Below are 15,970 nucleotides of genomic sequence, written 5' to 3'. Positions count from 1 at the left end.
ATGAGGCGCTCTTCACTGTTACGGCAGGATTTCCTGTTGGTCCGCACCCTCTTTCTCTACCTGGGTGGGCAGCATGTGCTCGCGCTTGACGCCGAGGAACATGGCAAACGCACTCGCCACATAGATGGAGGAGTAGGTACCGAACGCCACACCGATCACCATGGCCACGGCAAAACCGTGGATCAGCGCACCACCCTTGAGCAGCAGCGCCAGCACCACGATAAAGGTGAGGCCGGAGGTGATGATGGTACGACTCAGGGTCTCGGTCATGGAGAGATCCAGAATGTACTCGGTATCCCCTTTACGCACCTTGCGGAAGTTCTCCCGCAAGCGGTCGAACACCACGATAGTATCGTTCAGGGAGTAACCCACCAGGGTCATCAGTGCCGCCAGTACAGTCAGGTCGAACTCGTACTGGAAGTAGGCAAAGACACCCAGCGTGATCACCACGTCGTGCACCAGGGAGAGAATGCCCCCCAGCGCCAGACGCCATTCGAAACGCACTGCCACGTAGGCCAGGATACAGAGGATGGAGGCCAGCATGGCCAGCGCACCGTCTGTCGCCAGTTCATCACCCACGGAAGGGCCGACGAACTCGACGCGTTTGAGCACTGCGCCCTCGTCGAGCTGCTTGGCCGCCGCCAGCACTTCGTTACCCTGTTGTTCTACCTTGACCCCCTCTTTCGGGGTCAGGCGGAACAGCACGTCACGGCTGGAGCCAAAGTGTTGCAGGGTTGCCCCTTCAATCTTCTGCTCTTCCAGAGCGTCGTGGATCTTGTCCAGGCTCACCGACTGCTGGAACCCCACCTCGATGGTGGTACCACCGGTAAAGTCCAGACCCCAGTTCAGACCCCGATCAAACAGGAAGAACAGGGCTACCACCATCAGCACGGAAGAGAAAACCACACCCGGCTTGGCATAGCGCATAAACGGGATCGGTTTTTCAAAATGTAGAATCTGAAACATCTCTCTATCCTCAGATGGGCAGCTTGTCGATACGCCGTCCACCCCAAGCCAGGTTGATAATGGCACGGGAAACTGTGATGGCAGTAAACATGGAGGCGGTCAGACCAATGCCCAGCGTCAGGGCAAAGCCCTTGATGGCGCCGGTGCCGATACCGAACAGGATCACGCAGGTGATCAGCGAGGTCACGTTGGAGTCGGCGATGGTGGAGAATGCCCGATCAAAGCCCAGATGGATGGCTTGCTGAACACCCCGACCGTTGCGGATCTCTTCACGAATACGCTCGTAGATCAGCACGTTGGCATCCACCGCCATACCCAGCGTCAAGACGATACCGGCGATACCCGGCAATGTCATGGTGGCCCCCGGAATCATCGACATGATGCCGACAATCAACACCAGGTTCATACAGAGCGCCAAGTTGGCAACCCAGCCGAACGCGCGGTAGTAGATCCCCATGAACAGCACGATCACCAGCATGGCCCAGCCGATGGCTTCCATACCGCTGTCGATGTTCTGTTGACCCAGGCTCGGGCCAATGGTGCGCTCTTCCACGATCTGGATCGGGGCGATCAGGGCACCGGCACGCAGCAGCAGCGCCAGGTTGTGGGCTTCGTTGGCGTTGTCGATACCTGTGATACGGAACTGGCTGCCAAGACGCGACTGGATGGTGGCGACGTTGATCACCTCCTCCTGCTTGCGGAACTTGCGCTTGCCATCCGGACCCGGTTGACCGACCGGCTTGTACTCGATGAAGACGGTCGCCATCCCTTTACCGACGTTGTCCTTGGTAAAGTTGGCCATCTTGTTGCCACCCTGGCCATCCAGCTTGATGTTGACCTGGGGACGGCTGTACTCGTCGAAACCGGACTGGGCACCCACGATGTGGTCACCGGTCAGGATCACCCGCTTTTGCAGCACCACGGGACGACCGTTGCGATCGTTATAGACCTTGGAGCTGGGCGGGACACGGCCGTCGGCCGCAGCCTGGATGTCGGCAGTCTCATCGACCATGTGGAACTCCAGGGTCGCGGTCGCACCGAGGATCTCCTTGGCACGGGCGGTATCCTGAATACCGGGCAGTTCAACGACAATGCGCTCGGCGCCTTGCTGTTGTACCAGCGGCTCGGCCACGCCCAGTTCGTTGACCCGGTTACGGATGATGGTGATGTTCTGCTCGAGGGCGTACTTCTTCACTTCCTTGATCTTGGCTTCGCTCAGACCAGCCAGCAGGATGAACTCATCCCCTTTCTGCTCGGTAGTGAAGGACAAATCAGGGTTCTGACGACGCAGATGAGAAACGGCGCGTTCCTGATCGGCTTCGTCACGGAAGATCACCTGCACCTGATCTCCGACCCGGCGTACGCCGGAGTAACGGATCTTCTGGGTGCGCAGCTCGGAGCGGAAATCCTGCACCATCTGCTCTTGCTGCTTGGTCAGTGCTTCGGCCATGTCCACTTCCATCAGGAAGTGCACACCACCGCGCAGATCAAGACCCAGCTTCAGAGGCGCCGCACCGATGGCTTCGAGCCAGGCGGGAGTGGAAGGTGCCAGGTTGAGTGCGGTAATGAAGTTGTCGCCCAGCTTGTTGGCAACGATATCGCGCGCCTTCAGCTGGTCTTCGGTGTTCTTGAAACGGATCAGGATAAAACCGTGCTCGAATGCAGCATGTTTGACCGGGATCTTGGCCGCTTCAAGGGTCTCTTTAACCAGATCAAGAGTATCTAGCTTGACTTCGGCACCACGGCTGGCAGAAACCTGCAAAGCCGGATCTTCGCCGTAAAGATTGGGGGCTGCATATAGAAAACCGATGGCGATCACCAGGATCACCATCAGGTATTTCCACAGCGGATAGCGATTCAACACGCTGTGCTCCTTGGGAGATTAAAGGGACTGGATAGAACCCTTGGGCAGAACGGCAGAGACGAAGTCCTTTTTGATGGTGACTTGAGTCTGGTCGTTCAGGGCGATCACCAGGTAATCGCTGTCTGCAGCCACTTTGGCAATTTTGCCAACCAGGCCACCGGAAGTGAGCACTTCATCACCCTTGGACAAGGAGCTCATCAGATTGCGATGATCCTTGGCACGCTTGGCCTGGGGACGATAGATCATGAAGTAGAAGATCAGGCCGAATACGGCCAGCATGATGATCATTTCCATACCACCACCCTGTGCACCCGGTGCTGCGCCTTCTGCATACGCCTTGGAGATAATGCTCATTTAACAACCTCTTATTGATGTAGATTTAAAAAAACAAAATTATATGTTGTTGTTATTTAACGTCATTTTCAGCTAACGGAGGCACAGGCTTCCCTTGCCGACGGTAAAACTCTGTTACAAAGTCGTCTAATTTACCCTGCTCGATCGCGTCCCGCAAACCCTGCATCACACGCTGGTAGTAACGCAGGTTATGAATCGTATTCAGACGGGCACCGAGGATCTCGTTGCACTTGTCCAGATGGTGCAGGTAGCTACGGCTGTAGTTCTTGCAGGTGTAGCAATCGCACTCGGCATCCAGGGTGCTGGTGTCGTTGCGGTGCTGGGCATTGCGGATCTTCACCACGCCATCGGTGGTGAACAGGTGGCCGTTGCGGGCGTTGCGGGTCGGCATGACGCAGTCGAACATGTCGATACCACGGCGCACCCCTTCCACCAGATCTTCCGGCTTGCCGACACCCATCAGGTAGCGCGGCTTGTCAGCCGGAATTTTCGGGCAGACGTGCTCGAGGATGCGGTGCATGTCCTCTTTGGGTTCGCCCACGGCCAGACCACCGACCGCATAACCGTCGAAACCGATCTCCAGCAGCCCCTTGAGGGAGACATCCCGCAGATCTTCGTAGACCGAGCCCTGAATGATGCCGAACAGGGCATTCTTGTTGCCCAGCGCATCAAACTTGTCGCGGGAACGCTTGCCCCAGCGCAGGGACATCTCCATGGACTTGCGCGCTTCTTCATAAGTGGCCGGGTACGGGGTGCACTCGTCGAAGATCATCACGATGTCGGAGCCCAGATCGTACTGGATCTCCATGGACTTCTCGGGGTCGAGGAAGATCTTCTCGCCATTGATGGGGTGACGGAAGTGGACGCCCGCTTCGGTGATCTTGCGAATATGTCCCAGGCTGAACACCTGGAAACCACCGGAGTCGGTCAGGATCGGGCCCTGCCAGTTCATGAAGTCATGCAGATCGCCGTGGGCACGCATCACTTCCTGACCCGGACGTAGCCAGAGGTGGAAGGTGTTACCCAGCAGGATCTCGGCGCCGGTTTCACGCACTTCTTCCGGGGTCATCCCCTTGACGGTGCCGTAAGTCCCGACCGGCATAAAGGCCGGTGTTTGTACCACACCACGTTCGAAGACCAGTTGACCGCGACGGGCACGGCCGTCGGTGGTTTTCAGTTCAAATTTCATTGCTACCTCGGCTGCGTCAGATAAACAGTCTGACAATAGGAGGGCCGCGCACGGCCCGGTAAATAAGCTGAAGCTTATGCTTCAACCTGGCGACGGGTGACGAACATGGCGTCCCCGTAGCTGAAGAAACGGTACTGCCCGGCCACGGCTGCCTGATAGGCCGCCATCACGTTGTCATAACCGGCAAAGGCGCTGACCAGCATGATCAGGGTCGACTCCGGCAGATGGAAGTTGGTGACCATGGCATCGACAATCTGGAACTTGTAACCAGGGAAGATGAAGATATCGGTGTCACTAAAGAAGGGCGCCAGCGGTTTGCCCTGCGCCAGGGTGACCTTGGCCGCGCTCTCCAGCGAACGGACCGAGGTGGTGCCAACGGCAATCACCCGACCACCACGGGCACGGGTGGCCGCGATGGCATCTACCACCTCTTGCGGCACTTCCGCATACTCGGAGTGCATGTGGTGATCTTCAATCTTCTCAACCCGCACCGGCTGGAAGGTCCCCGCCCCTACATGCAGGGTGACGAAGGCCGTTTCAACCCCTTTGGCCCGAATTTTCTCAAGCAGCGGCTCATCAAAGTGCAGGCCGGCGGTCGGCGCGGCGACGGCGCCCGGCTTTTGATTGTAAACGGTCTGGTAGCGCTCCTTGTCGGCATCCTCGTCGGGACGGTCGATATAGGGGGGCAGCGGCATGTGGCCGATGGCCTCCAAAATTTCCAGCACCGGACGCGGGTCGAGGAAGTGGATCTCGAACAGAGCGTCGTGGCGGGCGCGCATCTCGGCTTCAACGCCACCATCCATGATCATCCGGGTGCCGGGCTTGGGCGCCTTGGAGGCACGGACATGGGCCAGCACGCTGTGCTCGTCCAGAATGCGCTCGACCAGTACCTCCAGCTTGCCGCCGCTGGCCTTCTGGCCAAACATGCGCGCCGGAATGACACGGGTGTTATTGAATACCAGCAGGTCACCCGGATTGAGCTGATCCAGCACATCCACAAATTGACCGTGGCGCAGGGCGCCAGTCTGACCATCGAGCTGCAACAGGCGGCTGGCGGTACGCTCTGCCATCGGATAGCGGGCAATCAGCTCGTCTGGCAGATCAAAATGAAAATCGGATACTTGCATCTTTCACCTCGGGGGGAATCGGCGGCTAGTCTAGTTATCCCCATCTTCCAAGGCAACCCAAAAGACCAAAAACCCAAGAGAGACAAGGGGTAGCGAGCAATATTGAGACACACCTCCGGTTAATGATTCTTTAATGTTCTGTATTGACCCTGATCATGTTTTGCCAGTTGGGGCTGGGCTAGGGTGAAAGCAGATACACAAGGAGGCCCACCATGATGACCCTATCCGAAATCATGACCGAACATCCCTTCACTCTGGGTCCGTCAAACAGTGTCAAACAGGCGATGGACCTGATGCAGCAGGAGCGGATCCGCCACATTCCCATCGTCGACGAGCAGCATCACCTGCTGGGGTTGGTAACCCTCACCGATATCCTGGCCACCCGGGAATCCAAGCTGCTGCTCATCAGCCCGGAGCGGGAAGCAGAATTTACCGACAGCGTGCAACTCGACGAGATCATGACACGGCAAGTGGCGAGCGTAGATCCTCACGCCGGCATCAAGGAGGCAGCACTCTACCTGCAGCGCCACAGATATGGCTGCCTGCCGGTACTCAAAGGACGCAAGCTGATCGGCATTGTCACCGAGTCGGACTTTATTTCCGTGGCCATCAACCTGCTGGAATTGATGGAAGAGCAGGAACCACCTACCGACTTTTGACAGATTTAGCTGTAATTAAATTACAATAAAAGCGTTTTCAGCCGTCAAAACAAGCTGAAATGATGAAACACTTTCATTTTGATTGAAAAATTACACCAAATGCTTGCCTTGTGATCTGCGTCACACTATCATCCCTCTCATGCAATAGTTGCCGAGGGGGAGACGAGGGATTGTGCACCCATTATCTTCCTCTCATATGTCTGCAAGTTTGCACACCCCGTAGTTAGTCTTTGCTGTAAAGCATTTGTTTATATAGCCATTCCTTGTTTGATGACCCGGCCCTGTCGTTGCGATAGCGCCGGGATTTTTTTATCCGCGTTTTCTGCTCTCCCCCTTGTCAGCACATCCCCCATCGCTGCGAGGAACGGTCTCAACCTCCTCGCCACCTGTTTGCACCACCGTTTATCTCATCGCGTCATCGTGGCTCTGCACACCCCTTCTTATGCCTTGAAAAGGCGATGTAGCGCACAGATATTGAACCACGACAAGGAGTTATCTCAGTAGGCCAGAGATATTCATGTTAGGTACAGCCATAGTGAGCTATCTAATAAGTAGATTTAAGCGATTCAAAATTGCGGCTTTTATCGATTAGCGGAAGCCCCTATGATGAATCCATCGAAAGTTAAGCGCCTCGTCTGGCAAGACTCTTCAACACCAGACCGGCATATGTACATCACCAAGGAGCAATTACATGTCTACCTACATCAACACTGAAATCAAGCCGTTCAATGCTACCGCCTACCACAATGGCAAATTCGTTCAGGTGTCTGACGCTGACCTGAAAGGCAAGTGGTCCGTGGTCTTCTTCTACCCGGCTGACTTCACCTTCGTTTGCCCGACCGAGCTGGGCGACCTGGCTGACAACTACGCTGAATTCCAGAAGCTGGGCGTCGAGATCTACTCTGTCTCTACCGATACCCACTTCACTCACAAAGCATGGCACGACACTTCTGACACCATTCAGAAGATCCAGTACCCGATGATTGGTGACCCGACTGGTACCATCACCCGCAACTTCGGCGTGATGATCGAAGAAGCTGGTCTGGCTGACCGCGGTACCTTCGTGATTGACCCGCAGGGCATCATCCAGATCGTCGAGATCAACGCTGGCGGCATCGGCCGTGACGCACTGGAACTGCTGCGCAAAGTCAAAGCGGCCCAGTACGTTGCTTCCCACCCGGGTGAAGTGTGCCCGGCTAAATGGAAAGAAGGCGAAGCCACTCTGGCCCCGTCCCTGGACCTGGTAGGCAAGATCTAAGCCTCCCGCTTCCAAGACCGGCCCGCATAAGGGCCGGTTTTGTTTCCGGCCCCAAGCAAAGGCGCCGGTCTGCTTTACGGCTTACATCTCACGCCGACCCGCAATCACAAGAAGGAATTCGAAGATGTTGGATACCAACCTCAAACAACAGCTGAACACCTATCTGCAGTACATCGTCAATCCCATCGAGATCAGCGTGTCCGGCAACGACAGCGACAAATCTGCAGAGCTGCTGGCACTGGCCAGCGAGATCGCCGAGATGTCCCCCAAGATCACCCAGACCTCTGGCACTGCCGCTCGCAAGCCTTCCATGAGTGTCGCGCCGCAGGGCCAAGCCCCGCGCGTTCACTTTGCCGGCATCCCCATGGGTCATGAATTTACCTCTCTGGTGCTCGCCCTGCTGCAAAGCGGCGGCCACCCCTCCAAGGCCGATGCGGCTGTGCAGGAGCAGATCCGCAATCTCAAGGGTGAGTTCCACTTCGAGACCTATATCTCCCTCTCCTGCCACAACTGTCCGGACGTAGTACAGGCTCTCAACCTGATGGCGACCCTGAACCCCGGCATCACTCACACCATGATCGACGGCGCCCTGTTCCAGGAAGAAGTTGCCGAGCGTCAAATCATGGCGGTACCGAATGTCTACCTGAACGGCCAACCGTTCAGCCAGGGCCGTATCTCGCTCGAAGAGATCGTCGCCAAACTCGACACCGGTGCCGCCGAGCGCAAGGCCGCCGAGCTGAATGAGAAAGCTCCCTACGACGTACTGGTGGTAGGCGGTGGCCCGGCTGGGGCCGCAGCGGCCATCTATGCCGCTCGTAAAGGCATTCGCACCGCCATCGTTGCCGAACGTTTCGGTGGTCAGGTGATGGACACCGTCGGCATCGAGAACTTTATCTCCGTGCCCTACACCGAAGGCCCCAAGCTGGCCGCCAGCCTGGAGCAGCACGTCAAACAGTACGGCGTGGAAGTGATCACCGAGCAGCGTGCCGCCGCCATCAGTAAAGATGGGTATGTGAACGTGGATCTCGCCTCTGGCGCCACCTTGAAGAGCCGTGCCGTGATCCTGGCGACCGGTGCCCGCTGGCGCGACCTGAACGTGCCGGGCGAGCTCGAGTACCGCACCAAGGGCGTGGCCTACTGCCCGCACTGCGATGGCCCCTTCTTCAAGGGCAAGCGAGTGGCGGTGATCGGTGGCGGTAACTCCGGCATCGAGGCAGCGATCGACTTGGCTGGCATCGTCGAGCATGTGACTGTGGTGGAGTTCGCCGACACCCTGCGAGCCGATGAAGTGCTGCAGAAGAAGGCTCGCTCCATGGGCAATATCGACATCATCATGAGCGCTCGCACCACCGAAGTGATCGGTGATGGCAGCAAGGTGGTCGGTATGGACTACGAAGATCGCACCACCGGTGAGATCAAACACCTGGCGGTGGCTGGTATCTTCGTCCAGATCGGCCTGGTACCGAACACCGAGTTCCTGAAAGGGAGCGAGATTGCCCTGACCCGCTTTGGCGAGATCGAGATCGATACCAAAGGGGCGACCTCCCTGCCCGGCGTCTACGCCGCAGGGGATGCCACCACGGTACCGTTCAAGCAGATCATCATCTCCATGGGTGCTGGCGCCACCGCCGCACTGGGTGCGTTTGATTACCTCATCCGCAACCCGGCGCCGGAAGCGACCAAAGCTGATGCTGTGACCGCCTGATAAACCCAGCTCAACAAAAAGCCGACACTCGATTAAGTAAACACGAGCGTCGGCTTTTTTATATCTGCATCGATGCGCAATAAAAACCCCGCAGCAAATGGCGGGGTTGTTCATGACTGGACTTAAACGACGGGCATCACTCCAGCAAGAAAACAGCCTCGATATTATCACTTACCGTGATCTGTTGTTGTTGATAGCTGTTGTCCGCCATATCCGGCGCGGGAGCAGCCATCGCCATGGCCTGCACCACCTTCAGGTTGCGGCTGTAGGCGGTAATGGGCGAAGCATTGCGGTACTCCACACTGTAGACCTTGCCAAGCTTCATACCGAACGCCTTGGCCAGAGATTCAGCCTTGGTTTTGGCATCCTCAACTGCTTTCAAACGGGCCTGCTCCTTGATGACCTGCGGCGACTTCAACCCGTACTCAATCTGGGATACAGACTCCAGCCCGGCTTTGAGGGCGGTATCCATCAGGGGGCTCAATTTATCCAGTTGATAGAGTTTGACCGCCAATTGCCGCTGGGCACGGTATCCCAGCAATACCGGCTTCTTGTTCTCGCCATACTGATATTCCGGAGAGACCATCAGGTTGCCAGCCTCAACATCGCTGCGCTTTATTCCCAGCCCTTCCAGTTGGCTGAAAAAGGCTGCGACCTTGGTATCGACCTGCTGCTTGGCCTTGAGGCCCTGCTTATCCAGTGCACTCACCGCCACATTGAGGGTGAGCATATCGGGTTCGGTCTTCTGCTCGGCATAACCGCTCACCACCAGATGGGGCGCTTGCGGCACTTCAATCGCCAGCAGCGGAGCACTGACAACCAGAGCGGAAAGAGTAAGAAGGGGACGCCACATAGAAAAAACCTCAATCGGAAAGATTGAGGCCATTATGCCCGTGCAGCTACGGGATTTATATATCGTGCAAGGGGGGGATCTGATCCAGTATCTGATTGGTCAGATCGAGACTAATGGTGACCATGCTGCCGGGATCCTGGCTCTGGTTTGCCATATCCAGCGCAGGAGCCGCGCCACAGACCAACACCTCATCATCGAAATGGAAAGAGTCCCACGACAGAACGTGTCCTTGCACCGCCTGTCCGATATTGGTGCCACCACTATCCTCCTCCATCGCAGACCAAGGGATGGTATCAGATGGCCCTAGCAAATCTTGCAACAACGGAGAGTGAAAACTGGCCAGCGGATACTCCTGCTGCCCCTGATGATGGCCAACCAGAATCATGTTATGGGCAGACTCGGTATCCATGACCGGCACATAAGTGATAGAGGCCGTAGCGAAGTCAACATAGAGCGAGCCCGCTACATCACCGGCCTCATTCTCAATCTCCATCCCATCCAGCCGATCCCCCGCGATCGAGGCCTGATAGCCAAACTGGCCTGCGCAGGTAATGTTCCCCTGCCCATCCCAGCTATAACGGATGCCATCAATGTCGACCCAGTTGAATGACTGCATGATTACCCCTCTCCTCTACTGCCGCTATCTTATCCATCCCCTTGAGGAAAAAACAGGGGCCAGGCAAGCCCGGCCCCAAGACAGGGTTACGGATCAACCTTCAAGTTACCGTCATCCAGCAAGTGCTTGATGATCTCCTGATTGGAGCCCAGTGAGGCGAGGTCGAGTGAATTCTGGAACTGGATGGTCAGTTCCGGGCTCCCACCGGCCCCGGCAGGATCTATCGTCAACGTCTTGGTCGTCGTGTTGAACTGCAGATAGTTGTCCAGCACGGCTGCCAGATCCTCGTTGTTCCCCACTGCAGGTACGCCGACCAGCAGATCCGAGAGATCCAGTACATCTCCACCATTGTTGGTATCACCTAAAGTGAAATCAGTAATGGTATCGATACTGCCGTCCGCATCCCCCGCCAGCCACTTGAAGCTGTCACTCTCCCCACCACCGGTCATGGTATCGCTGCCAAGGCCGCCGATCAGAATGTCCTTACCAAGGTCGCCCGTGAGTATATCGCTACCAGAACCACCATCCAGATAATCATCACCGACACCTCCAACAAGGGTGTCGTTCCCTTCCTGGCCAAAAAGGATATCGTTGCCACTGCCACCATATAGGGTGTCATTACCACCACTGCGGCTACTCTCCCCACTCAGCTCAGTAATATGGGTCCGGATGTAATCCACCGTCTGTTCACGTGTCCACCCATGACTGGACTCCAGCGTTTCAAATACCAGCCAACCAGAACCTTGGGGCAGATCCAGTCCCAACTCGCTGGCCAGCGTATCGGTATTGAGTACATCGCCAAACAGGATGTCATTGCCAACACCACCATCGGCCACGTCATTGCCGGCCCCCAGCAACACGGTAATCTGATCCCCCTCGGTCAGGGCTGCCGTCAACTGCTCGGCACTGGTCACAATCTGGGCATCGCCGATCGGAGCATTGAAACCCTGCTCGATCCGGATATTGTCTATCCGTACCTCAGCATTCCGGTCATTGGAGCTGTCGAGCAGTTCGAACACAAACCCGTATTGCCCGACAGGCAGTCCATCGGTTGTGATAGTGCTGTAAGCCGTCAAAACAGACGAACTAACGCCAGTAATGGTGCCCGTTTGCACTGGATTGAGCATATCCCAGAAACCACCCTCGAGTTTCACCAACTTCCAGGTGAAGCTGTCGCTGCTATTAACACCATTCAAGGCATACTGGAACTGCAGACTTGCTCCGGCTTGTGCCGCAGAAACCTGGATGGCATTGGCCACGGCGAGCGCCAATATTGTCCTGTCAGAATCAGAACCGGTTCGATCATCCCGGATCCGCAAGCTTCCATTCGTAACAGTATGCGATCCCTGAGCATCACCACTGAGCACCCATCCCGAGGCGGCATTTATGCCGCTACCACTACCAAAGGTGGCCAAGTCAAGGAAGCTGCCTGCCGAGTAAAACTGATCTGCCGTTTCAGTCGTGTTATCAAAGAACTTCAACAAATCCTTGTTAACATCATTGGTCACCCCGATTGCATTGACCTGACTGATGGCACTGAGTGAAACAAAAGCATCCACCGACTCCTTGATCACCTCAAATGTGGTGCTGTTGCCTGGTCCGGCGACCTGATTGCTGTCATTGAGGTAGTAAGTCGGGTTACCATCCGTGACAAAGAATGTCAGGTTCTGGTAACCGGGAGCAGCCTTGCTACCATCATTGAACCACTGCACGGCCTGATTGAACGCGGCTTCATAGTTGGTGCCACCATTGGCAACCAGTGCATCAATGGCATTGGTCAGGTTGCTCACATTACTGGCACCAAGCCCTACTATTGTCACACTCTCGCTGGCATTCGCCGCAAAACCAATCAAGGTGACATTGATCTCACCATCATGATCTTTCAACTGGTTGACCAAATGGGTCAGGGAGGCCTTGAGCATATTCAGTCGTGATCCAGCCATACTGCCAGACACATCGACCACCAGGGCAATATTGTAATTCTTACCCGGGATGAAATTGGTACTGGTGCCTCCGATGTCCCCCACCACAATATCGTGACCAGCACCGCCTGCAACCAGACCATCCAGACTACCGTTGGAGTTGGGCACCTTGTGATCATCATCCGTGCCGGGGGTCCCGGTAGTGTCGGGGGTATCCGAGGTGTTGCTGCCCACAACCAGAATATTGGACGCGACGGGAGGCTCATTGCTCTTGACCGATACAGTAAAGTTGGCGCTGGCTTTATCTCCATCGGCATCAGTCAAGGTAGCACTGAAATCAAGGTCAATATCAGGAGGCGTGATCTTGTCGATCACTCCGAAATTCTCGATCCTCACTGAGTCATTGCCATTCAGCACAAAGCGGACATAAAGCTGGCTGAACTCCCCATCGGGTTCTATGCTGGCCAACTGCATCGACCCTTTGAGTCCTGACAGAACAAGCTCTCCGGAATCGACGACGGTCACGCCATCGGCAGCATAAGCCACCCACTGTATGGTGCTGGTATTGGTGTTGCCAACCCCGTAGACGTTGAAAGAGAGCCCATCAACGGCTGTCGTCGTGGATACCTTAAACCCTTCGTTATTGTCCAGGTTGCCGTTCTTAATCCCGAAACCATTGTTGTTCGGGTTGAGATTATCTGCATCACTCCCCGGCAGATCCTGAGGATTATTGACGCTGCCATTGAACAGCAGACCATCGAACAGGACACCAATACTGCCAGCAGTAACTCCGATCGTCTCAACAGGCCCGCCAGCACCGAACTGTGCTCCGATCGAGAAAGTCTGGGTTGGCTGGGGAGTAACCAGTTCAAAGCTGTAAGTATTGTCGTCACTGAGTGTCAATGTATAGAACACTTTAGGTGGCTGCCCACTACCATCAATGGTTGCTACCAGAGTCTTGCCATCAGTCGACAATGTTTCGGTGATCCCTGCCAAATCAGGCCATCCAGTCAGTTTCAGTCCACCAGTACCCAGAGGGCCATCAGCACCAAAAGAGACGCCAAACAATCCACCGGTGGTAATGTCGGCAACATTCATCACTTCCAGACTTTCGATGCCTGTGATCACGGGCATATCGTCTTCAATAACAACACTGACCTGCTTGGTATCACTCAAGTCACCATCACTGGCTGACATGTTGAAGGTAAATGTCTTCAGTCCTTCCTTATTGTCTCCAAATTCATGATCGATGGGCCCCAGCAAGGTGACGGTATATTTTCCAACCGGATCTACAGATACTTGTATGACAGGGAGCCCTCCCGCTGACCCCACCAGTGTCGCAGACCCCATACCACTCCACACAACTGGTAAACCTCCAGAGCTCAGGCCAGATGGAGCAGAAAGAGTGAACGTAAAGGTATTGCTGTCTATATCTGTCACATTTGCCGTCGCATTGGTCGAGGTGCTGTCGGTAATATCGCCGGGATTGGGTGAATTGTCTGGATTGGATCTCGGCAATCCCTCCTCGGATATGCGCAGATCCGAGACAGTCAGCATGGGAGCATCGTTAGTTGCAGTGACGGTCACGGTGAAGGGCTTGTTGTCTGCCCCGCCCTCGTCCGTGGTCCCCGCCACATTGCCATTCACGACCCCGCTCCAGTCCGCCGGCAAGCTAAAGCCCGGCACTCCCGCTGTGCTCGCACCGCTCCAGCTGTAGCTGCCCGCCACCGCGCCAGCCACCCAGCCTGCCCCCATCAACGCACCTGCCGGGACACCGCTCAGGGTCACCGTCACGCCGGTCACCTGCTCCGAACCATCCGCGTCGGTCGCAGTAACACCCAGCTGCGCCGCCAGCGATACCACTATCGGGTCGTCTATTTCAGCTTCCACCAGGTCAGTCGCGCTGACACTGATATCCCCTTCCACATTGATGGTGATGCTGCCACTGCTGCTCGCGCTACCTTCGTTGGTGGTCGCCACAACTGTGTAGCTGATAGGCGCGCCACTATTGCTGGTACTGCCCGCCACGCCTGCGGTCGAATAGTCTGCAGGGAACACCAGCCCGAACGCCGGCGGCAATGCCCCCGCCACCACGTTCACTGTCAGGACGTTACCCACCAGGGTGCCACCCACTGCAGTGGTATTCGCAGGCAAATTGTTGAAGGTATACACCAGGCTGGTCCAGGTCTCTGACCCGTCGCCATCGCTGATACTCACTGTGTTGGTCAGCAGCACCTGTACCGTGCCATCCGTTTCGGTCGCACCCGCATTCAGCGCCTCGACGTTGAAGTCGATGTCATGGCCGGCATTGATAGTTACGGTGAAGGGCTTGTTGTCTGCCCCGCCCTCGTCCGTGGTCCCCGCCACGTTGCCACTCACGACCCCGCTCCAGTCCGCCGGCAAGCTAAAGCCCGGCACTCCCGCTGTGCTCGCACCGCTCCAGCTGTAGCTACCCGCCACCGCGCCAGCCACCCAGCCTGCCCCCATCAACGCACCTGCCGGCACACCGCTCAGGGTCACCGTTACGCTCGTCACCTCTTCCGACTTGTCCGCGTCGCTCGCACTCACGCTCAGCTGCGCCGCCAGCGATACCGCCACCGGTGCATCCGTTTCTGCTAGCACCAAGTTGGTGGCGCTGACACTGATATCCCCTTCCACTCCGATAGTGACCGTGCCACTGCTGTTGGCCGTGCCTTCATTGGTGGTCGCCACAACTGTGTAGCTGATGGGAGCGCCACTGTTGCTGGTACTGCCCGCCACGCCTGCAGTCGAATAATCCGCCGGGAATACCAGCCCGAACGCCGGCAATACCCCGTTGACAGCCGTTACTGTCAGCTCGTTACCCACCAGATTGCCACCCACCGCCTCGGTCCCCGCCGGCAGGTTGTCGAAGGTGTATACCAGGCTGGTCCAGGTCTCTGAACCATCGCCATCACTGATACTCACGGTGTTGCTCAGCAGCACCTGTACCGTGCCATCCGTTTCGGTCGCACCCGCATTCAGGGCCTCAGCGTTGAAATCGATGTCACCTTGTGGAGTCACTATCAGCGTCAAGGTTGACGTGACGATATCAGTGCCATCGGTAACCACATAACTCACGGTAGGTACGGCTCCGGAATAATCAGGAGCCGGGGTAAAGGTGAAAGAACCATCACTATTGATGATCAGCGTGCCAATTCCTGTCAGAGTCGACGACACGCCAGCAGGTACGTCTATGTTGCTCCCCCAGCTGTAACTGATGATAGAGGCAGCCTGCGGACCATCGGGGTTGGAACTGTTTGCCAGTAGATTACCGCTTGTAGAGCTATCTTCATCAAGCGAAATGACCTCGCTTTCATCTAGCAGGATATTCTCCAGCGGCTCTGGCTCAAGCAGCGGTTCAGCTGCTTGTTCAGTGTTGATAAACGGCTCGGACTGATAGGTGGTATCAAACCCTGCAGCCGCTATCGTGGCATCG

General features: G+C 56.3%; 11 protein-coding genes. 3 read left to right on the top strand and 8 right to left on the bottom strand.

The features are described from left to right. Positions 1–18: 18 nt before the first annotated feature. The 5 genes from secF to queA form a co-directional block, all read right to left on the bottom strand. Positions 19–966, bottom strand: coding sequence for a protein translocase subunit SecF (secF, locus tag ACTG2W_RS21430; protein ID WP_005337322.1), 948 nt, complete (start codon positions 964–966; stop codon positions 19–21). 10 nt (positions 967–976) lie between these two features. After that, positions 977–2,830, bottom strand: a complete 1,854-nt coding sequence (secD, locus tag ACTG2W_RS21425) for a protein translocase subunit SecD (RefSeq protein ID WP_106843940.1) — start codon at positions 2,828–2,830, stop codon at positions 977–979. An 18-nt stretch (positions 2,831–2,848) separates the two neighbouring features. Beyond that, complete coding sequence (yajC, locus tag ACTG2W_RS21420) at positions 2,849–3,184, bottom strand: preprotein translocase subunit YajC (RefSeq protein WP_005337327.1); 336 nt, start codon at positions 3,182–3,184, stop codon at positions 2,849–2,851. A gap of 52 nt (positions 3,185–3,236) precedes the next feature. After that, positions 3,237–4,373, bottom strand: a complete 1,137-nt coding sequence (tgt, locus tag ACTG2W_RS21415; protein ID WP_106843941.1) for a tRNA guanosine(34) transglycosylase Tgt — start codon at positions 4,371–4,373, stop codon at positions 3,237–3,239. Positions 4,374–4,447: 74 nt separating this feature from the next. Beyond that, complete coding sequence (gene queA, locus ACTG2W_RS21410) at positions 4,448–5,500, bottom strand: tRNA preQ1(34) S-adenosylmethionine ribosyltransferase-isomerase QueA (protein ID WP_021229691.1); 1,053 nt, start codon at positions 5,498–5,500, stop codon at positions 4,448–4,450. A gap of 212 nt (positions 5,501–5,712) precedes the next feature. Here queA and ACTG2W_RS21405 point away from each other — a divergent pair, with 212 nt between their 5' ends. The 3 genes from ACTG2W_RS21405 to ahpF all read left to right on the top strand — a co-directional run bounded on the left by ACTG2W_RS21405 (position 5,713) and on the right by ahpF (position 9,122). Next, complete coding sequence (locus tag ACTG2W_RS21405) at positions 5,713–6,159, top strand: CBS domain-containing protein (protein ID WP_005337333.1); 447 nt, start codon at positions 5,713–5,715, stop codon at positions 6,157–6,159. A 691-nt stretch (positions 6,160–6,850) separates the two neighbouring features. Further along, positions 6,851–7,417, top strand: coding sequence for an alkyl hydroperoxide reductase subunit C (ahpC, locus tag ACTG2W_RS21400; RefSeq protein WP_005337335.1), 567 nt, complete (start codon positions 6,851–6,853; stop codon positions 7,415–7,417). Positions 7,418–7,541: 124 nt separating this feature from the next. Next, entirely contained in the window at positions 7,542–9,122 is a 1,581-nt protein-coding gene (gene ahpF, locus ACTG2W_RS21395; protein WP_106843942.1) for an alkyl hydroperoxide reductase subunit F, read from the top strand. A 136-nt stretch (positions 9,123–9,258) separates the two neighbouring features. Here ahpF and ACTG2W_RS21390 read toward each other — a convergent pair whose 3' ends face one another. The 3 genes from ACTG2W_RS21390 to ACTG2W_RS21380 form a co-directional block, all read right to left on the bottom strand. Further along, positions 9,259–9,975, bottom strand: a complete 717-nt coding sequence (locus tag ACTG2W_RS21390) for an SIMPL domain-containing protein (RefSeq protein WP_181281650.1) — start codon at positions 9,973–9,975, stop codon at positions 9,259–9,261. Positions 9,976–10,030: 55 nt separating this feature from the next. Continuing rightward, positions 10,031–10,591, bottom strand: coding sequence for a hypothetical protein (locus ACTG2W_RS21385; RefSeq protein ID WP_103251717.1), 561 nt, complete (start codon positions 10,589–10,591; stop codon positions 10,031–10,033). A gap of 86 nt (positions 10,592–10,677) precedes the next feature. Beyond that, entirely contained in the window at positions 10,678–15,837 is a 5,160-nt protein-coding gene (locus ACTG2W_RS21380) for a VWA domain-containing protein (protein ID WP_440016549.1), read from the bottom strand. Between the last annotated feature and the right edge of the window lie 133 nt (positions 15,838–15,970).

Source organism: Aeromonas sp. 96A, assembly GCF_051919165.1.
GTDB classification, from domain to species: domain Bacteria; phylum Pseudomonadota; class Gammaproteobacteria; order Enterobacterales; family Aeromonadaceae; genus Aeromonas; species Aeromonas veronii.
This window is presented reverse-complemented; position numbering and strand designations above follow the sequence as displayed.

Excerpts from the sequence above, each read along its gene's own strand:
- secF (WP_005337322.1), bottom strand. The coding sequence starts at position 966 with ATGTTTCAGATTCTACATTTTGAAAAACCGATCCCGTTTATGCGCTAT.
- yajC (WP_005337327.1), bottom strand. The coding sequence starts at position 3,184 with ATGAGCATTATCTCCAAGGCGTATGCAGAAGGCGCAGCACCGGGTGCA.
- tgt (WP_106843941.1), bottom strand. The coding sequence starts at position 4,373 with ATGAAATTTGAACTGAAAACCACCGACGGCCGTGCCCGTCGCGGTCAA.
- queA (WP_021229691.1), bottom strand. The coding sequence starts at position 5,500 with ATGCAAGTATCCGATTTTCATTTTGATCTGCCAGACGAGCTGATTGCC.
- ACTG2W_RS21405 (WP_005337333.1), top strand. The coding sequence starts at position 5,713 with ATGATGACCCTATCCGAAATCATGACCGAACATCCCTTCACTCTGGGT.
- ahpC (WP_005337335.1), top strand. The coding sequence starts at position 6,851 with ATGTCTACCTACATCAACACTGAAATCAAGCCGTTCAATGCTACCGCC.
- ahpF (WP_106843942.1), top strand. The coding sequence starts at position 7,542 with ATGTTGGATACCAACCTCAAACAACAGCTGAACACCTATCTGCAGTAC.
- ACTG2W_RS21390 (WP_181281650.1), bottom strand. The coding sequence starts at position 9,975 with ATGTGGCGTCCCCTTCTTACTCTTTCCGCTCTGGTTGTCAGTGCTCCG.
- ACTG2W_RS21385 (WP_103251717.1), bottom strand. The coding sequence starts at position 10,591 with ATGCAGTCATTCAACTGGGTCGACATTGATGGCATCCGTTATAGCTGG.